Here is a 17,512-nt window from a genome sequence, read left to right on the forward strand (position 1 = left end):
TTGAACCGCGGGTTAGCGCGGCAAAGTCATGGCAGGGGCGGGCATCCGAGAAACGCTATGATCGTATCTGCTTGCGAAATTCGCCCGGCGCCATGCCGGTCGTTTTGGAAAACGTGCGGCTGAACGAAGCGACATCCTGGTAGCCCACCCGATAGCAGATTTCTGAAATGCTCAGCGTTGTTCCCTCAAGCAGCGACCTTGCCAATTCAAGCCGTTTTTCCTGGATCCATTTTCCCGGCGTCGTCTTGAGCTCGCTGGCAAACCTGCGGGATAGCGTTCGCGCAGACATGCCAAGTCCCGCCGCGAGAAAGCTCAAATCGATTTCCCGTATCTTGTTTTCCGCGAGTCCACGCAGTTTGTACTCCAGTGGATTTGTCTCTTTCGGCAATTCTTCGAGAGGGAATTCGTAGGGGCTCTGATATTTGCGCGAAGGCGGAAGAACCAAGAGCTTTCGGACAATCCGCTCCTCGTTCGAGAAGCCAAGATCGACCAGCAATGCCTTGGCGAGTTCCAGTCCAGAAAATCCGCCGCCGCAGGTGTAAAGGCGACCGTCGCGAACAAGCATGCGCGACGAGTCCCATTGGACTTGCGGAAATCGGCTGCTTGCGTGGGACTTCAACCACCAGGATATCGTCGCACGCTTGCCATCCAACAGGCCCGTATCGGCGAGCAGATAACATGCGCCGCAATGTGCCGCGATGATCGCTTGCTGTTGCCGCGCGAGCGCGATCAGCGGTTTTGAGTGTTCACTCTCCTCGTCGAGCGAGCGCAGAAGCTCGGGAATCTCGGCGCCCGGCATCGCGATGAGAATCAGCACATCCATTTTTCGGGACGGTTGCGTCTTCGCAGGGAAGGAAATTCCGGCCGTCGAAATTGCAGGCGACGTCCTGGAAACGAACTCGCATGAAAGAACCTGCGAACCGCGGACGTCATTCACGAGCTGAAACATTTCGACCAGCGTCGAGACAACCGCCGAATAGAAATCGGAAGGCAGCCAGATCACAACGTGGATGGCCTTTGCAGTCATTCGCCGCACTCCGGGTAGCGTTTCTCCGGTTGGCAAGTTTAACACAATCTTTGTCAAAAATGCCAATTCCGAAACGGCCGTGGCGCCTCCAGGGTGGCCGTATGCGGGCCTCCCTGCCGAAGGGCGGCGGAATCGAAAGCTGGGAAAGATGCAAATGCAGAAATCGCCAAATCAAACCGATAGGAACGCGTTGAGTGCGCTGGACGTAACCGGCGTCACGCGACCGCCACGTTGGTCCGGGCTGAAGCTCGCGCTGCTGGCGTTCGCGCAGTTCATAATCGCGATCGACTACAACATCGTCTATGTCGCCCTGCCGGATATCGGCCGGGATCTCGGCTTTACGCCGCAGTCGCTGCAATGGGTGGTAAGTGCTTATGCCGTGGCCTTTGGCGGTTTTCTGTTGCTCGGCGGACGGGCGGCTGACCGGCTCGGCCCACGGCGCATGTTCATCCTGGCCCTCATGCTCTATGGCGTCTCGTCCTTCGCAGGCGGATTTGCACCTGACGCTCTCACGCTGGTGGTCGCCCGGGCCGTTCAGGGCCTGGGTGGGGCGCTTCTATTTCCTGCAACGCTGGCGCTGATCAATACGAGCTTCGCGGAAGGTGCCGAACGCAATCGGGCACTGGCGGTCTGGGGTGCCACGGGAAGTGGCGGCCTGGCGGCCGGCGCCATCATCGGAGGCGTCCTGACCAATGGCTGGGGTTGGCAAGCGGTCTTCTTCTTCACCGTTCCACTGGCTCTGGGCGCCGCTCTTATCGCCGCGCCGGCTCTTCTGGCGCCCGATCCGGCAGGTAAAGGCCAGCGGCGGAGTTTTGATCTACCGGGCGCGCTGGTGGTTACCGCAGCAGCAACATTGCTGGTGTTCGGCTTGGCCAGCGGACCCGAGGTGGGGTGGAACACGGTTCGCAGCACCGGATCGCTTGTAATCGGCGTGCTGCTGCTTTGTGCCTTCATTCTCATCGAAAGACGCGTGCGCGATCCGCTCGCGCCACTGCGGCTGTTTGCCAATCGCAGCCTCGCTACGGCCATGGGGGTGAGCTTCTTTCATCACATGGCGCTGAGTTCCGGGTACTACATTCTCACGACCTATTTTCAGAACCTGCTCGGCTACAACGCACTTGCCGCCGGCTTGGCATTCGTCCCGCTCGGGATGCTGGCGATGATCGGTGGAGGGAAGGGCGCTGCATTGCTGCTTACCAATTGGGGGACTCGCGCCACGATGTTCACCGGCATGTCGATCTATGGGATCGGACTGGTGGCGATTGCTCTCGCCTTGTCGCCGGGCGGTTCGTACTGGGCCGTTCTGCCCGGGATCCTCGTCTATGGTTTTGGTGGCGGCATCGCCTTTACGACGCTGTTCGTAGCCGCCGCTTCCGGGGTTGCCGCCAACGAACAGGGGGTCGCGTCGGCGCTGGGGTCGACCTCCTTGCAGATCGGCGCGGCCTTGGGCCTGGCCGCCGTTCTTGTCGTGGCCAATGTTGGTTTGGGTGGCGAGGCCACTGCCGCATCGGATGTCGTCGACGGATTGCGTATGGCCGGATTGTTCGCCGCCGCCGCGGTTTTCCTTGGCGCGGTTCTGGCTCTGATGCTTAGGCAGAATCCGGCAATACCTCAGGATGCCGCCCCGTCCGCCGAAGCTGCGTGCTGATCCGTCGCCAGCCACCTGTGCTTGAAGCGCGTCGTGTTGAGTTTAGGCGACGCGCTTCAAGTGGTTGTTTCCTGCATTGGAAAACCTGCATCAGGCGAGGACCGTTTGCAGCCGGGTCAGTTCGCCGATCTGCGCCATCGTCGCCTGATAGCCGAGGTTGATCGCCTCGTCGGCACGGTGGAACTCGGTCAGGCCGATATGGCTGAGCTTCGGCTGCAGCGACATGTCTGGCGGATCGCCCGCAAGCCTGGCGCGCGAAATGCGGTCCTGGATGATGTTGAAGGCCTCGACCATGACGCCAGTGATGCCGAGCCGGGTCTGATGCGACCGGTGCTCGGCGTCGATCTGGCCGGGCCTCGGCGCATCCTTTTCGATGACCAGCTCGCCGGCGCTGTGTTTTATCACCGCGGCGCGCCCGAACAGGTCGTAGTGAAGATTGACCGCCACTACGAGGGGCTGCTCATAGGCGCGGCAGACCGACACCGGAACCGGATTGACCAGCGCGCCGTCAACCAGCACGCGGCCGTTGCAATCCACCGGCTCGAACACGCCGGGCAGCGCATAGGAGGCGCGCATGGCGGTGATCAATGAGCCGCTCGACAGCCAGATTTCATGGCCGGTACGGATTTCGGACGTGACTGCGACGAACGGCTTGGCCAAGTCCTCGAAACGAATGCCGGCCATGTGCTCGCGCAGCCGGGCGTCGAGCTTCATGCCGCCGAACAGGCCGCTGCCGCGCAGGTTGAGATCGAGCAGGCCGAAGATGCGGCGCTTGGTCAGGCTGCGGGCGAATTCTTCCAGTTCGTCCAGTTTGCCGGCGAGATAGCAGCCGCCGACCAGCGCGCCGATCGAGGTGCCGGCGATCATCGACACTTCGATGCCGGCTTCGTCGAGCGCGCGCAACACGCCGATATGCGCCCAGCCGCGGGCGCAACCTCCGCCCAAGGCGAGCGAAATGCCGGTCTTCCTTGGTGGTTGTGTCCCCGAAGCGCCGCCGGACGGGGACAGGCCGTTGGCCTCCCTGACATCTGGTCTGCTACGCGATGACGCCCACTCGAGCATCACGATCTCCCTTGTCCCACGGCTAATATACTGGCGGGCCGTATCGAAATGATGAATCTGTGTCGCTGGTGTCAGGCAGAAGGTTCAAGCTGGTTTCCGATATGTGTTTTCCGCATCGAACAGCGGCTTGCTGCCATCGTCGGCAAGCGTCCCCTTGCCGTCGATCAGCCCCACAGTCCGATAAAAGCATGAACGCCGGCCGGTGTGACAGGTTGCGTCGTGGCCCAACACTTTGACGCGCAACCATATGGCGTCCTGGTCACAATCCGTGAGCATCTCGACGACATGCTGAAAATTGCCTGACGTTTCGCCCTTTTTCCACAGCGCGTTGCGCGAACGCGACCAATAGTGGGCGATGCCTGTCTCCAGCGTCAGCGCCAGCGCTTGCGCATTCATGTGCGCCACCATCAACAGCATGCCGTCTTCGGCATCGGTGACGACGACTGTGACGTGGCCGGCTGCGTCGAAGCGCGGTGAAAACACAGCGCCTTCCTCCAACGCTTTCTTGTCCGACGGAGCTTTTGGAAATTCCAGTCCCGACATCGCCGGTCCTTATCTAGCGAAGTCGGTGGGGCTATCAGATCCGCCGCCACGCACCATGGTGACGAAACGAACCTGCTCTTCGGGCGTATCCTTGAAGACGCCGGTGAAGGTCGAGGTCAGCGTGGTTGAACCCTGCTTGCGGATGCCGCGCATGGCCATGCACATGTGCTCGGCCTCGATCATCACGGCGACGCCGCGCGGATTGAGCACATCCTGGATGACGCCGGCGATCTGCGCGGTCAGGGCCTCCTGCGTCTGCAGGCGATGGGCGAAGATATCGACCACGCGCGCGATCTTGGACAGGCCGACGACCTTGCCGTCGGGCAGATAGCCGACATGCGCCTTGCCGATGATCGGCACCATGTGGTGTTCGCAGTGCGAGTGGAATGTGATGTCCTTGACGATGACCAGGTCGTCGTAGCCGGCGACCTCCTCGAAGGTGCGGCCAAGCTCCTCGGCCGGGCACATATCGTATCCGCCGAACATTTCGCGAAAGGCCTTGGCCACCCGCTTTGGCGTGTCGATCAGCCCTTCGCGGTCCGGATTGTCGCCGGTCCAGCGCAAAAGCGTGCGCACGGCGGCTTCGACTTCGGCTTCGCTCGGCCGGTCGGTAACCGGCTTCTCCATATAGGCTGACTGGGGCATGAGTTTCTTGATGACGGCATCCATAAAGGCGTCTCCCGTAGTTCCTCTCGGCGGAGGAACGAGTTGAACGGACCACGACCTTTCGGTGTAGGAAACTCGCCCCGTTTCCAGCCCCGCAAGTGGCGTGAACTTCCCGGCAAGAACACTGACTTTCGTTGTCTTGTCGATACCGGACTGCCAGCATTATATAAGATCGTGACGAGCGAAAGGAAGACACGTCAGCGGCAATCGCTGTTCGCTTGGCGGCGACGGATTGGAAAATAATGATAAACGACGTCTACAATGCGAAAATTCTGGGTTTCGCCGGAAACATCGCCCGCATCGGCCGTCTCGATCATCCCGACGCGACCGCCAAGGCGCATTCCAAGCTGTGCGGCTCGACCGTCACGGTGGACCTCAAGATGCAGGACGGCGTGGTCACTGACTTCGCCCATGACGTGAAAGCTTGCGCGCTCGGCCAGGCATCGTCCTCGATCATGGCGCGGCACGTCGTCGGCGCGAATGCCGAGGAACTGCGTGCGGTGCGCGAAACGATGCTGAAAATGCTGAAGGAAAATGGCGCGCCGCCTGACGGCCGCTTCGCGGATTTGAAATATCTGGAGCCGGTGCGCGACTACAAGGCGCGCCACGCCTCGACCATGCTGACTTTCGATGCCGTCGTCGATGCCATCGGCCAGATCGAGAAGAAGCGCGCCGAAGAACAAGCGGCCTGAGGGCCGATGATCGACCGCCGGCGACCGTTTCGCCGTTTCCGTCCGTGACAGGAGGGGATTGCGTTCTCCAGTGGAAGCTCACATCTATCGCCTGGGAAACGCGATCGTATGAGCATGGTCTTTGACAAACGGTTTCCGTTCGTCGGAGAAAACCGGTTTCCACTTTTCGGGATCATGCTCTGGAACGGAGACTATGGTGCGCGACCAGCATGGACATGCGCGTAGCGCCGGACCGCCAAAGCGCGGTCGCAACTGGCCCGGCCCGTGGCGCAAGACGCCAGGTCGTCTCCTCGGCACGTCGATTGTGCGCCTTTACCAGCTGACACTGTCCGGCTTTGTCGGCAATTCCTGCCGGCATCTGCCGACCTGTTCCGAATACGCTCATGAGGCGATCGCCCGCCATGGCCTGTGGGCCGGCGCCTGGATGGGATTTTTTCGCGTGCTGCGCTGCGGGCCATTCGGCACGCATGGCATCGACCGCGTGCCGGAAACCTTGGCTGAGCGCTATGTCTGGTTCACGCCATGGCGCTACTGGCGGATCGGCAGCAAGCCCGGCGAAGCGCAAGGCTGATCGAGCCGGTCACGCTCCGGCGGCTCTGCGAGTTTACGATCTGGTAGGGTTAACGCCAGCCTGCACAAAGACTGCGCATTTGAGACAAAATCGAGACAAGAGACCTCGCTAAGCCGCTCGAACACCCGTTCTGGAGCGAGCAAAAATGCGTAATTTCGACCGTCTTCCCTTCATCTTTGCCGGGATCCTTTTCCTGCTCGCCTGGCTGCTGGGATTTCCGCTGCGCGCGCAATCGGCGCCGCTGAAGGACGTCCAATGCACGGTGATCGCCGATGCGGCGAGCGGCAAGGCGCTCTACCGGGATGGGGTGTGCGATCAGCGGTTCAGCCCGGCGTCGACGTTCAAGGTGCCGCTGTCGCTGATCGGTTATGATAGTGGGATCCTGGGTGACGAGCACACGCCGAGCTGGGACTACAAACCTGAATTCAAGGCGGTGAAGCGGGACCAGAAGACCGTCGATCCGGTGATCTGGGAGCGGGATTCGATTCTGTGGTTCTCCAGGGAAATCACCCGCCGGCTTGGGCCGCAAAGCTTTGCCGGCTATGTGTCGAAGTTCGACTACGGCAACGCCGACGTTTCCGGCAACCCCGGCAAGAATGATGGCCTGACCCAGTCCTGGGTGAACTCTTCCCTGAAGATCACGCCGGTCGAGCAGGTCGATTTCCTGCGCAAGCTTCTGACCCGCAAGCTGCCGGTCTCGGCCAAGGCCTACGACATGACATCAGCCATCGTCCCGACATTCCAGGCTGGGGGGTGGACGGTGCAAGGCAAGACCGGCAGCACCAAGCTGGCTAACGATGCCGACAAGGTCAGGGATAAGCGCTCGCTCGGCTGGTTCGTCGGCTGGGCGAATAAGGACGGCCGCCAGATCGTCTTTGCGCGGCTGGTGGTCGACACCAACCGCACCGACATGCCCAAGGGCCTTAAGACGCGGGCCGCGTTCCTGAAAGATCTGCCTCAGCTGGTGAAATGAACGCCTGACACCCGAGCCGGGCTTTACGGCGGCGGAAACTGTCCATAAAAGACAGCCGCCGCCGGACGCATCCGGCTTTTCCCTATGCATGTCGTAACTCCAAAACCGCCATACACTTTTGGGGGGCATGCATTTTAACCACCCGCGCTCGTTTGCGGGACTGGATAGGAGATACATGATGCTGAATTCCGTTTCCCTGACATTTCCCGATGGCTCCGTCCGCGAATACGACGCGGCGATGACCGGTGCTGGTCTGGCCGAATCGATCTCGAAATCGCTGGCCAAGAAGGCCGTCGCCTATGCCATCGACGGCACCGTGCGCGACCTCGGTGATCCGCTGGGCAAGTCCGGCAAGGTCGAGATCGTCACCCGCGACGACCCGCGCGCGCTGGAACTGATTCGCCACGACGCGGCGCATGTGCTGGCGGAAGCCGTGCAGGAACTGTGGCCGGGAACGCAGGTGACCATCGGGCCGGTGATCGAGAACGGATTCTATTACGACTTCGCCCGCAATGAGCCGTTCACGCCTGATGATTTCCCGGTGATAGAGAAGAAGATGCGCGAGATCATCGCGCGCAACAAGCCGTTCACTAGGGAAGTCTGGTCGCGCGACAAGGCGAAAAAAGTGTTTGCCGACAAGGGTGAGCGCTACAAGCTGGAGCTGATCGACGCCATTCCTGAGGACCAGGACCTCAAGATCTATGCGCAGGGCGACTGGTTCGACCTTTGCCGCGGCCCGCACATGGCCTCGACCGGGCAGATCGGCAACGCCTTTAAACTGATGAAGGTGGCCGGCGCCTATTGGCGCGGTGACTCGAACAACCCGATGCTGACGCGTATCTACGGCACGGCCTGGGCCGATCAGGCGCAGCTCGAAGCCTACCAGACGATGCTGGAGGAGGCCGAGAAGCGCGACCACAGGAAGATCGGCCGCGAGATGGACCTGTTCCATTTCCAGGAAGAGGGGCCGGGCGTCGTCTTTTGGCACGCCAAGGGCTGGAAGATGTTCCAGAACCTGGTGAACTATATGCGCCGCCGACTCGACGAGCAGGGCTACCAAGAGGTCAACGCGCCGCAGGTGCTCGACAAGAGCCTGTGGGAGACGTCAGGCCACTGGGGCTGGTATCGCGACGCCATGTTCAAGGTGACAGTCGCCGGCGACGATACCGATGACGACCGGGTCTTCGCGCTGAAACCGATGAACTGTCCGGGCCATGTGCAGATTTTCAAGCATGGGTTGAAGTCTTACCGCGATCTACCCGTAAAACTTGCGGAATTCGGCAATGTGCATCGCTATGAGCCGTCGGGCGCGCTGCACGGGCTGATGCGCGTGCGCGGCTTCACGCAGGACGACGCGCACATCTTCTGCACCGAGGAACAGCTGGCGTCGGAGTGCCTGCGGATCAACGATTTGATCCTGTCGACTTATGCCGATTTCGGCTTTGACGAGATCAGCGTCAAGCTGTCGACACGGCCGGACAAGCGCGTCGGCACCGACGAGGCGTGGGATCACGCCGAGGCGATCATGGGCAGCGTGCTGGAAGCGATCAAGACGCGTTCCGGCAATCGCATCAAGACCTCGATCAATCCAGGCGAGGGCGCCTTCTATGGGCCGAAGTTCGAATATGTGCTGAAGGACGCCATCGGCCGCGAATGGCAATGCGGCACGACGCAGGTCGACTTCAACCTGCCGGAGCGGTTTGGTGCCTTCTATATCGGCTCGGATTCGGAGAAGAAGCAGCCGGTGATGGTGCACCGCGCCATCTGCGGCTCGATGGAGCGCTTCCTCGGTATCCTGATCGAGAACTATTCCGGCCATTTCCCGCTGTGGTTCGCGCCGCTGCAGGTGGTGGTGGCGACGATCACGTCGGACGCCGACGGCTATGCGACAGAGGTCGTGGCAAAGCTGAAGGCCGCCGGCCTGTTGGCGGAAGCGGATTTGCGCAACGAGAAGATCAACTACAAGGTCCGCGAACACAGCCTAGCCAAGGTTCCGGTCATCCTCGTTTGCGGCAAGCGCGAGGCTGAGGAGCAGACCGTCAACATGCGCCGGCTGGGTTCACGCGACCAGGAATCGCTTGGTCTTGACCAGGCGATCGCGCAGTTGGCCGAAGAAGCTGTTACACCCGACCGCAGGCGCAAACGCGCGGCCTGATCGGCACAGTTCCGACCAAATGGCGGTGGAGCGATCCACCGCCATTTTCATATCCATGTCACGCCGACCTTGTAACGAGCCCATATGCTCAAGCTGAAATTGCGCGAACGACCTTTTCCCGAGCTTTCCTATGCCAATCCGCGCCAGCCGGCGCTGACGCGCTGGTTCATTCATTCGGTCGAAGGTCTTTCGGGCCGCGACCGCTACACCGCGTCTTACGATTTCTGGCGCCGTCAGGTCGTACCGACCGGCGAACGCGTGTTCAGCCGCATGCTCGACCTGATCGATGTGCGGGTACGAACCGCCGATCAATGGCCACCCGCACAATTGCCGGATACGCCGCTGGTGATCGTCGCCAATCATCCGTTCGGTATCGGTGACGGCATTGCGGTGCTGTCATTGGCCGAACAACTCGGACGCCCGTTCCGGGTGATGATCCACAAGGACCTGCTCAAGATCCGCGAGATGGAGCCTTACTCGCTGCCGATCGACTTTTCCGGGACCAAGGACGCGCTGAAGAGCAACATGGCCGTGCGCCACGAGGCGGTGCGGCTGCTCAAGGAAGGCGTCACCATCGTGGTGTTTCCGGCCGGCGGCGTCGCCACCGCGCCAAAAGGTTTTGGCCGGGCGCGCGACCTGCCGTGGAAGATGTTTCCGGCGCGTCTCATTCAGGAGGCAAAGGCATCGGTCATTCCGATGCATTTTTCCGGGCAGAATGGCAGGCTGTTCCATCTGGTCAGCGGGCCGATGAACATGGCCGAACGCGACGGCCGGGTGGCGAAATTCGTCGGCAAGGCGTCGCTGACATTGCGTACATCGTTGCTCATTCCCGAATTCGCGCGGCTGTCCGGCAAGGCGATCGAGGTGCGTGTCGGCGAGGTGCTGAGCTGGAGCGAACTGGAGCCGTTGCGCGACCGCAAGGCCTTGCTCGATCGCCTTTATCGCGGTGTGTTCGACCTGGCGCCAGTCGTGGCGCGTCGCCGCATTCCGTTCCTGCCGGCGCGGACCAAGCTGGCTGCTTGAATCAGCAAACGAAGGCTAGTCCGCGCCCTCCTCAGGGTCCATCGCCGCGGCCTCGGTGGCCAGAACCTCGATCTCCTGGTTCTGGCCGGCCACGACCGTGAAATCCTTCTGGTAGATGCGGTCGCGGTTCTTGGCGATGATGGTGTAGTCGCCCTCGGCCAGAACCATCGAGGCGAAGGCGCCGACGGTTTCCTTGATCGGATCGCCGGATTCGTTGAGCAGCGACCAGGAGGTGTCGGCGATCGCCTCGCCACCGGTTTCGCGCACCAGCTTCATCGTGATCTCGGCGGCGTGGTGCTCGACGGTGGCTTCGGTCAGCTTGCCCGCCTCGACGCGGATGTCGGAGCGGATGACCGCGTTGACCGCGCCATAGGTCGAGACGACATGGTAGATGCCGGCGTTAAGCCGCACGACGCTGTTTGGCTCGACATCGGGAATGATCAGCGCGCGGTCGCCATTGGCCTCGGCGGTGCCCTCGTAGATCGAAAAGCGCAGTTTTTTCGCCGGAATGCGCACGCCGCCAGACAGCACGGCGTCGAGCTTGAGGCCGCCGGCATCGAGCACGAGGCTCTCGCGCTTGGCGTCCTTGCCGACAGTGATACGCTTGGTGGCGCCGGCCCGGCCGTAGGAGGCGTGAACCAGATAGCTGCCGGGTTCGAGTTGGAAGACGGCCGTGCCGCCATGGGCGGAGGCGACCATCGGCAATTTGCCGTTGACGGCTTCGGGCCTGAAGACCCGCCAGACGATGCCGCGGGTGATATCCGAACCCTTGTCGGTCAGTTGGGCGGACAGCGTGATGGCGCCGCCGCCGCTCAGCGCCAGCGACCTCTCGCCTTTCGGCGTCGCATAGCTCGAGATTCCCGGGAGCTTCAGGTCGCTTACGCCATCGACGTTCTGCGCCATGGCGAACGAAACCGGCGCCATGAACAGCAGGGCGCCGAGCCAGACCAGGAAAAGACGGACAGTCCCCTCAAACATGCCTTGCGTTGAAGCTCATGGCAGTGGCAATTTCAAGGCTTAAGAGTCCGATCGATACGACTCTTCCGTCCGGCGTATACTACGCCAATGCCCGAGCCGCCCGAATTCCCGATGGTGCGCTTCAGCTCAAAACAGAATGTTTAGGAGACTTGCGCCCATGGCGTCGCCGATCATCGACTTCCTGCTGACCCGAAACTCCGCGCCGATCCCTGATTTGAAGGAGCCGGCGCCGAGCGATGCGGAGATCGCGACGATGATCGCCGCCGCCTCGCGGGTGCCCGATCATGGCCGATTGGAGCCATGGCGCTTTATCCTGTATCGTGGCGACGCTCGTATCGAGATCGGCAGACAGTTGGCCGCGCTTGCCGAGCAGCGGGAGGGACCCTTGCCGGAAGGCCGCCGTAACCAGGAACTGGCGCGGTTCTCGCGCGCGCCGCTGGTGATCGGCGTCGTGTCGATCCCCAGGGAGAATCCAAAAATCCCGCAATGGGAAATGTTCCTGTCGGGCGGCATGGCGGCGATGAACCTGATGATATCAGCCAACGCGCTGGGTTATGGCACCAACATGATCAGCAACTGGTATTCGGATGTGCCGGAGGGCAGGGCCCTGCTCGGGCTGGCGCCGCAGGAGCGCGTCGTCGGCTTCATCCATATCGGCTCCTATGCGGGGCCGGCGCCGGAGCGGCCACGGCCAGATCCGGCAACGCTTTACCGCGACTATTCGGGGCCGTGGGCGGACTGAATGTTCTACGAACCTTCAAAGGGCCACGGTCTGCCGCACGACCCTTCGAAGGCGATCGTGGCGCCGCGTCCGATCGGCTGGATTTCAACGCTGAACAAGGCCGGTGAGGTCAATCTCGCGCCGTACTCCTTCTTCAATGCCGTTTCGACACGGCCGTTCATCGTCTGGTTCTCCTCCGAGGGCGAGAAAGACAGCGCCTCCTTCGCGCAGGAAACCGGTGAGTTTGTCGCCAATCTGGTCAGCCGCGATCTCGCCGACAAGATGAACCGCACATCGGTCAGTGCACCGCGCGGCTTCAATGAATTCATTTATGCCGATCTTGCCATGGCGCCGTCGCGCCTGGTCGCGCCACCGCGGGTGGCGGCGGCGCCGGCGGCACTCGAATGCCGGGTGACGGAGGTCTTTCGGCCAAAGGCGCTGGACGGATCGCCGACAAGTGCTGTCGTCGTCGCCGGCGAAGTGGTCGGCGTATACATCGACGACGCCTTCCTGACAGACGGTCTGTTCGACATCACCAAGGCGGGCAACGTCGCTCGCCTCGGCTATATGGACTATGCCAGCGTCGACGAGGTGTTTTCGATGCGCCGGCCACGCTGGGACAAGGACTAACCGTTGGAGTCGGCCGCCGTCTGCCGCGTCGGCGGATTCCCTGCCGTGAGCACGCGAATGCGATTCCCCTTTATTTGAACACAGGCTAAGAGAGCGGCTTCGGCGATGCGCTGGCATTGGCGCATCGACCTTGGGGATATTGCGGGGCATCGGCTACATGAAGAAACGAGACTCGCTGGGAACCCGGCTGCGCTACGGGTTTGACAAGAGCATGGCCGCCGGCCCGATCGCGCTGATCGGCTGGCTTGCCGGGGTTTCCCTGCTGATCATCATCGCCGCCGCGGGTTTCCTTGCGGTGACCCGCATCGCGCCTGAAGGCGGCGAGCCGCTGAACTTTGTCGAAGCGTTCTGGGAATCACTGATGCGCACGCTCGATTCCGGTACGATGGGCGGCGACGCTGGCTGGGCCTTTCGTCTCGTTATGCTGTTTGTCACGCTTGCCGGCATCTTCGTCGTGTCGGCCCTCATCGGCGTGCTGAGCGCCGGCGTCGACAGCAAGCTCGATGAATTGCGCAAAGGCCGCTCGCGGGTGCTGGAGACCGATCACACCATCATCCTCAACTGGTCGCCGTCGATCTTCGACGTCATCTCCGAACTCGTCATCGCCAATGGCAGCCGCCGCCGTCCGCGCATCGTCGTCATGGCCAATATGGACAAGGTCGAGATGGAGGACGAGATCGCGGCCAAGGTCGGCAAACTAGGCAACACGCGCATCATCTGCCGCAGCGGCGACCCGACCGATCTCTACGACCTTGCCATCGTCAACCCGCAGACCTCGCGGTCGGTCATCGTGCTGTCGCCGGACGGCGACGATCCGGATTCGCAGGTCATCAAGACGGTGCTGGCGCTGGTCAACGATCCGAACCGGCGCACCGCCCCCTACAACATCGCCGCCGAGATCCGCGATGGCAAGAACGCCGAGGTCGCGCGCGTCGTCGGCGGAGCCGAGGTGCAGCTCGTGCTGGCCGACCAGCTGATCTCGCGCATCGTCGTGCATTCGAGCCGGCAGTCGGGCCTCAGCGGCGTCTATTCGGAGCTGCTCGATTTCGACGGCTGCGAAATCTACACGACCGAGCAGCCGGACCTCACCGGCAGGACGTTCGGCGAGGCCGTGATGGCGTATGAACACTGCGCGCTGATCGGGCTTTGCGACCAAAAGGGGCGCGTCAATCTCAATCCGCCATCGGACCTGGTGATCGGCAAGGACATGCGCGCCATCATCATCGCCGAGGACGATGCGGCGATAAAGCTGCGGAGCGCCGGGATCAAGATCGACGCGGCGGCGATCCTCGAGCCGCGGCCCGTCCAGACGAAGCCGGAGCGCACGCTTGTCCTCGGCTGGAACCGGCGCGGTCCGATCATAACCTACGAACTGTCGCGCTACGTCGCGCCTGGTTCGATCCTGACCATCGCGGCCGATACGCCCGGCCTCGAGCAGGAAGTTGCCGGCCTGCCCGTCGCCGGTGACAATCTGTCAGTTTACTGCCGCGTCACGGACACGTCGAGCAGCACCGCGCTGGCAAGTCTGGACGTGCCTTCCTACGACCACGTGCTGGTCCTCGGCTATAGCGAAACCATGGCAGCGCAGCCCGCCGATACGCGCACGCTGGTGACGCTGCTGCATCTGCGCAAGATCGCGGATGATGCCGGTATGCACATCAGCATCGTCAGCGAGATGATCGATGTGCGCAACCGAGAGCTTGCGGCAGTGACCAAGGCCGATGATTTCGTCGTCAGCAACAGGCTGGTCAGCCTGATGCTGGCGCAGGCGTCCGAGAACCAGCACCTTGCCGCGATCTTCGATGACCTGCTCGACGAGAAGGGCTCCGAAATCTACATGCGTCCGATCGCCGACTATGTCGCCATCGATCAGCCGTTGACCTTCTGGACGATCGCGGAATCGGCGCGGTTGCGGGGCGAAATCGCCTTAGGTTACCGGCGCATTCGCGCCGGAGAGGCCGACCAGCGGGCGCTGGGCGGCGTCACCGTCAACCCGCTGAGGTCGGAAGCACTGGCCTATCTGCCGGAGGACCGCATCATCGTGCTGGCGCGGGACTGAGACCAGAGCGGTTCACCGTTTCACGAAAACGCCGAACCGCTCTAATTCCCTTTTTGACGCAGTTTCGGATAGAAAACCGTTTCACACTTTTCCTGGAGATTGCTCTAAGCGGAAACGCCGGCCGCCCTGGCACGCGCCAGAAGCCGTTCGGCCAGCCGCAGATGCGGGCGGTCGTACATCTTGCCGTCGATGCCGACGACGCCGGGATTTCCCGCCGCCTTGAACGCCGCGACGATTGCCGCCGATTGTCTCACGGCTTCGACTGACGGCGTGAATGCGGCATTGATGACGGGCACCTGGTCAGGGTGGATCGCCATCTTGCCGGTGAAACCGTCCCGCTCGGCCTCGGCGCATTCCGCTTCGAAGGCCGCCATGTCGCGAAAATTCGGAAAGACGGTGTCGATCGCCTCGACTTCCGCCGCACCCGCGGCAAGGATGGTCATGGTGCGGGCAAAGCGGAACACGTCGGTGTAGCGGCCGCGCTCGTCGCGGGTCGAGCGCGCGCCGATCGCCGCCGACAGATCCTCCGCGCCCCAGGTGAGGCCAGCAAGCCGTGCGCTTGTCCCGGCATAGGTCGCCGCCGCCAGCACGCCCGCCGGCGTTTCGGTGATGATCGGCAGGATCTTGATCACGCCGTCGGCGAGACCGTTTTCGGCCTCGTGCACCCTGAGTTTTGCCGAGAGATGCTGCACATCCTGGCCGCTGTTCGACTTGGGCAGCATGATACCGTCGGGTCTTGCCGGCACCAATGCCGCCAGATCGTCATCGGTCAGCCCGGTCGACAGATCGTTGACCCTGACATAGATGGCCGAACTGGTTTGCGCCCTGCGCTTGGCGAGGAAGCGCGCCGCCACCTCGCGCGCCAGCGCCTTGTTGTGCGGCGCCACGGAATCCTCAAGATCGACGATGACGACATCGGCGCCGGCACCAAAGCCCTTTTCCAGCTTCCTCTCGGAATCGCCGGGGACGAACAGCAGCGAACGCATGCTTCAGGCCGCCTTCTTCAGCATCATCGCTTGCCTCGTGCATTTGGCGACGAGATCGCCATGCTGGTTGTAGGCGCGATGCTCGAATTCGACGATGCCGCGATCGGGTTTCGACCTGGATTCGCGCACTGAAATGACGGTGGTTTCAACCCGGATGGTGTCGCCATGGAAGACCGGGTACGGAAACACGGTTTCCTTCATTCCGAGATTGGCCACCGTGGTTCCGACGGTGATGTCATTGACCGAGATGCCGATCATCAGCCCGAGCGTGAACAGCGAGTTGACCAGCGGCTTGCCCCATTCGCTCCTGGCGGCAAAATCGAAATCGATGTGCAGCGGCTGCGGGTTCAGCGTCATCACCGAAAACAGCATGTTGTCGCTTTCGGTAACGGTCTTGCGCAGCGTGTGCTGGAAGACCTGGCCGACAACGAACTCCTGGAGATAAAGCCCGGCCATATCCTGCTCCTCTGCTGCCATGGGGTTGATAAGCGCTGCATTCGGTGCTCGCAAGCCAGTTAATGAACATGGTGAACCGTTCGTAAACCATTTCTGCCTACCGTCCTGACCGGGGCCAGAAACCTTCTGGCAAGGGGCTTAAGCAGACGGGCATGGTTGTTGTTTCGCATTTCCTGAAATGGATCTACACGGCCAGGGTGTCGGAACGCGCCGCCGCCGCCAGCGCGTTGGCCCGAGCCTATGTCAATTCCGACCTGCCTTTCGAGGATCGTTGCGCCGCCGAAGCGGCGCTGACCCTGCTGCTCGACGATGCCTCGTCGAAGGTGCGTCTGGCGATGGCCGAGGCGCTGTCCATGAGCCACCACGCGCCATTGCAGATCATCAGCGTGCTGGCGTCCGACCAGCCGGAAGTCGCCGGGGTAGTGCTGGCGCGCTCGCCGCTGCTCACCGACGCCGACCTGATCAACCGCGTGGCCTCAAGCCCGAAGGCGACGCAGAAATTGATCGCCGACCGGCCGGTCGTCTCCATGGCGCTGTCGGCGGCCATTGCCGAGATCGGCGAGGCGGAAGCCTGCGCCGTGTTGCTTGCCAACAGCGGCGCCGACATCGCCTCGCTCAGCTTTCGCCGCATGGCCGAACGCCACGGCCATCTGCCTCTGGTTCGTGAGGCGCTGATCTCGGACGCCCGGCTGCCTGCCGACTGCCGGCATATGCTGCTCGTCAAGCTCGGCGAGATGCTGAAAACGTCGCCGCTGGTCATGGCAATGATGGGCGCGGCGCGCGCCGACCGCGTCATGCGCGACGCGTGCGTCAAGGCTTCGGTGACGCTGATCGAGGGCACGCGCCAGGAAGAACATGCCGCACTGATCGAGCATCTCAGGCTGCGCGGCGATCTCACCGCCAGCTTCCTCATCCGCACCATCGCGCATGGCAAGGTCGATTTCTTCGGCTCGGCGCTGGTCGCGCTCAGCCAGCAGTCCGAACAAAGGGTGAGGGCGCTGCTTGCTGGCGGGCACGATGTCGCCTTGCAGGCGCTGTTCCGCAGCGCCGGCCTCGCCGCCGCAACGCACGCCATCATCCTGCGCGCACTGAAGATCTGGCGCGAGGTCGCCAACGGCAAGCGCGTCGCCGGTGTGCAGGAGGTCAGCTGGCTGATGCTGAAGGAGGTGGGTGGACAGTCGGCGGAAGGCGATCTGGCCGCGCTGGTCAGGTCGATCCATCTCGATGCGCTGCGCGAGAACGCGCGAGGCCACGCGCTGGCGATCGCCGCCGCCTAGCTTTGGATCCATTTGACGGCTGGACGGTTTCGATGCCATTGCGTT

17 protein-coding genes are annotated in these 17,512 nt (G+C 62.3%); 10 read left to right on the top strand and 7 right to left on the bottom strand.

All coding sequences use genetic code 11. The features are described from left to right. Positions 1-55: 55 nt before the first annotated feature. Positions 56-1,027 carry a GlxA family transcriptional regulator gene (locus NKG99_RS27465; RefSeq protein WP_352872150.1) on the bottom strand — a complete coding sequence of 324 codons (972 nt, stop codon included), beginning with the start codon at positions 1,025-1,027 and terminating at the stop codon, positions 56-58. 154 nt (positions 1,028-1,181) lie between these two features. Here NKG99_RS27465 and NKG99_RS27470 point away from each other — a divergent pair, with 154 nt between their 5' ends. After that, a complete protein-coding gene (locus NKG99_RS27470; protein ID WP_352872151.1) occupies positions 1,182-2,675 on the top strand; it encodes an MFS transporter in 1,494 nt (497 codons plus the stop codon). A 90-nt stretch (positions 2,676-2,765) separates the two neighbouring features. Here NKG99_RS27470 and NKG99_RS27475 read toward each other — a convergent pair whose 3' ends face one another. From NKG99_RS27475 to folE, 3 genes are all read right to left on the bottom strand, one after another. After that, entirely contained in the window at positions 2,766-3,737 is a 972-nt protein-coding gene (locus NKG99_RS27475) for a patatin family protein (RefSeq protein ID WP_352872152.1), read from the bottom strand. 84 nt (positions 3,738-3,821) lie between these two features. Beyond that, positions 3,822-4,280, bottom strand: coding sequence for a phosphoribosyl-AMP cyclohydrolase (gene hisI, locus NKG99_RS27480; protein WP_352872153.1), 459 nt, complete (start codon positions 4,278-4,280; stop codon positions 3,822-3,824). 9 nt (positions 4,281-4,289) lie between these two features. Next, positions 4,290-4,949 carry a GTP cyclohydrolase I FolE gene (gene folE / locus NKG99_RS27485; RefSeq protein WP_352872154.1) on the bottom strand — a complete coding sequence of 220 codons (660 nt, stop codon included), beginning with the start codon at positions 4,947-4,949 and terminating at the stop codon, positions 4,290-4,292. Positions 4,950-5,188: 239 nt separating this feature from the next. Between folE and NKG99_RS27490 the strand changes: the two genes are divergently transcribed. The 5 genes from NKG99_RS27490 (at position 5,189) to NKG99_RS27510 (ending at position 10,360) form a co-directional block, all read left to right on the top strand. Further along, positions 5,189-5,638 carry an iron-sulfur cluster assembly scaffold protein gene (locus NKG99_RS27490; protein ID WP_352872155.1) on the top strand — a complete coding sequence of 150 codons (450 nt, stop codon included), beginning with the start codon at positions 5,189-5,191 and terminating at the stop codon, positions 5,636-5,638. Between the two features lie 193 nt (positions 5,639-5,831). Then, positions 5,832-6,209 (top strand): membrane protein insertion efficiency factor YidD, encoded by a 378-nt coding sequence (gene yidD / locus NKG99_RS27495; RefSeq protein ID WP_352872156.1) that lies wholly within the window; start codon positions 5,832-5,834, stop codon positions 6,207-6,209. 145 nt (positions 6,210-6,354) lie between these two features. Next, a complete protein-coding gene (gene blaOXA / locus NKG99_RS27500) occupies positions 6,355-7,182 on the top strand; it encodes a class D beta-lactamase (protein WP_352872157.1) in 828 nt (275 codons plus the stop codon). A gap of 178 nt (positions 7,183-7,360) precedes the next feature. Further along, positions 7,361-9,337 carry a threonine--tRNA ligase gene (gene thrS / locus NKG99_RS27505; RefSeq protein ID WP_352872200.1) on the top strand — a complete coding sequence of 659 codons (1,977 nt, stop codon included), beginning with the start codon at positions 7,361-7,363 and terminating at the stop codon, positions 9,335-9,337. An 84-nt stretch (positions 9,338-9,421) separates the two neighbouring features. Then, entirely contained in the window at positions 9,422-10,360 is a 939-nt protein-coding gene (locus NKG99_RS27510) for a lysophospholipid acyltransferase family protein (RefSeq protein ID WP_352872158.1), read from the top strand. Between the two features lie 15 nt (positions 10,361-10,375). Here the strand turns inward: NKG99_RS27510 and NKG99_RS27515 are convergent, their stop codons facing one another. Next, positions 10,376-11,338 (bottom strand): RgsD C-terminal domain-containing protein, encoded by a 963-nt coding sequence (locus NKG99_RS27515; protein ID WP_352872159.1) that lies wholly within the window; start codon positions 11,336-11,338, stop codon positions 10,376-10,378. 157 nt (positions 11,339-11,495) lie between these two features. On the opposite strand from NKG99_RS27515, the gene NKG99_RS27520 reads away from it, so the two are divergent. The 3 genes from NKG99_RS27520 (at position 11,496) to NKG99_RS27530 (ending at position 14,748) form a co-directional block, all read left to right on the top strand. Next, complete coding sequence (locus tag NKG99_RS27520; protein ID WP_352872160.1) at positions 11,496-12,080, top strand: nitroreductase family protein; 585 nt, start codon at positions 11,496-11,498, stop codon at positions 12,078-12,080. Continuing rightward, complete coding sequence (locus NKG99_RS27525; RefSeq protein WP_352872161.1) at positions 12,081-12,689, top strand: flavin reductase family protein; 609 nt, start codon at positions 12,081-12,083, stop codon at positions 12,687-12,689. It abuts the gene before it with no gap. A gap of 157 nt (positions 12,690-12,846) precedes the next feature. Further along, complete coding sequence (locus tag NKG99_RS27530; RefSeq protein WP_352872162.1) at positions 12,847-14,748, top strand: CASTOR/POLLUX-related putative ion channel; 1,902 nt, start codon at positions 12,847-12,849, stop codon at positions 14,746-14,748. A gap of 104 nt (positions 14,749-14,852) precedes the next feature. Here NKG99_RS27530 and NKG99_RS27535 read toward each other — a convergent pair whose 3' ends face one another. Both NKG99_RS27535 and NKG99_RS27540 read right to left on the bottom strand, forming a co-directional pair. After that, on the bottom strand, positions 14,853-15,734 hold the full coding sequence (locus NKG99_RS27535; protein ID WP_352872163.1) for an HpcH/HpaI aldolase/citrate lyase family protein: 882 nt from the start codon (positions 15,732-15,734) through the stop codon (positions 14,853-14,855). A gap of 3 nt (positions 15,735-15,737) precedes the next feature. After that, entirely contained in the window at positions 15,738-16,190 is a 453-nt protein-coding gene (locus NKG99_RS27540; RefSeq protein WP_352872164.1) for a MaoC family dehydratase, read from the bottom strand. 152 nt (positions 16,191-16,342) lie between these two features. Here NKG99_RS27540 and NKG99_RS27545 point away from each other — a divergent pair, with 152 nt between their 5' ends. Further along, a complete protein-coding gene (locus NKG99_RS27545; RefSeq protein WP_352872166.1) occupies positions 16,343-17,467 on the top strand; it encodes a DUF2336 domain-containing protein in 1,125 nt (374 codons plus the stop codon). The last annotated feature ends 45 nt before the right edge of the window (positions 17,468-17,512 follow it).

It is taken from the genome of Mesorhizobium sp. M1409, from assembly GCF_040317535.1.
In the GTDB taxonomy this organism is placed as follows: Bacteria; Pseudomonadota; Alphaproteobacteria; order Rhizobiales; family Rhizobiaceae; genus Mesorhizobium.

What these genes read in the sequence shown, in the direction of transcription:
- NKG99_RS27465 (WP_352872150.1), bottom strand. Translation starts at nt 1,027, where the DNA reads ATGACTGCAAAGGCCATCCACGTTGTGATCTGGCTGCCTTCCGATTTC.
- NKG99_RS27470 (WP_352872151.1), top strand. Translation starts at nt 1,182, where the DNA reads ATGCAGAAATCGCCAAATCAAACCGATAGGAACGCGTTGAGTGCGCTG.
- NKG99_RS27475 (WP_352872152.1), bottom strand. Translation starts at nt 3,737, where the DNA reads ATGCTCGAGTGGGCGTCATCGCGTAGCAGACCAGATGTCAGGGAGGCC.
- hisI (WP_352872153.1), bottom strand. Translation starts at nt 4,280, where the DNA reads ATGTCGGGACTGGAATTTCCAAAAGCTCCGTCGGACAAGAAAGCGTTG.
- folE (WP_352872154.1), bottom strand. Translation starts at nt 4,949, where the DNA reads ATGGATGCCGTCATCAAGAAACTCATGCCCCAGTCAGCCTATATGGAG.
- NKG99_RS27490 (WP_352872155.1), top strand. Translation starts at nt 5,189, where the DNA reads ATGATAAACGACGTCTACAATGCGAAAATTCTGGGTTTCGCCGGAAAC.
- yidD (WP_352872156.1), top strand. Translation starts at nt 5,832, where the DNA reads ATGGTGCGCGACCAGCATGGACATGCGCGTAGCGCCGGACCGCCAAAG.
- blaOXA (WP_352872157.1), top strand. Translation starts at nt 6,355, where the DNA reads ATGCGTAATTTCGACCGTCTTCCCTTCATCTTTGCCGGGATCCTTTTC.
- thrS (WP_352872200.1), top strand. Translation starts at nt 7,361, where the DNA reads ATGCTGAATTCCGTTTCCCTGACATTTCCCGATGGCTCCGTCCGCGAA.
- NKG99_RS27510 (WP_352872158.1), top strand. Translation starts at nt 9,422, where the DNA reads ATGCTCAAGCTGAAATTGCGCGAACGACCTTTTCCCGAGCTTTCCTAT.
- NKG99_RS27515 (WP_352872159.1), bottom strand. Translation starts at nt 11,338, where the DNA reads ATGTTTGAGGGGACTGTCCGTCTTTTCCTGGTCTGGCTCGGCGCCCTG.
- NKG99_RS27520 (WP_352872160.1), top strand. Translation starts at nt 11,496, where the DNA reads ATGGCGTCGCCGATCATCGACTTCCTGCTGACCCGAAACTCCGCGCCG.
- NKG99_RS27525 (WP_352872161.1), top strand. Translation starts at nt 12,081, where the DNA reads ATGTTCTACGAACCTTCAAAGGGCCACGGTCTGCCGCACGACCCTTCG.
- NKG99_RS27530 (WP_352872162.1), top strand. Translation starts at nt 12,847, where the DNA reads ATGAAGAAACGAGACTCGCTGGGAACCCGGCTGCGCTACGGGTTTGAC.
- NKG99_RS27535 (WP_352872163.1), bottom strand. Translation starts at nt 15,734, where the DNA reads ATGCGTTCGCTGCTGTTCGTCCCCGGCGATTCCGAGAGGAAGCTGGAA.
- NKG99_RS27540 (WP_352872164.1), bottom strand. Translation starts at nt 16,190, where the DNA reads ATGGCCGGGCTTTATCTCCAGGAGTTCGTTGTCGGCCAGGTCTTCCAG.
- NKG99_RS27545 (WP_352872166.1), top strand. Translation starts at nt 16,343, where the DNA reads ATGGTTGTTGTTTCGCATTTCCTGAAATGGATCTACACGGCCAGGGTG.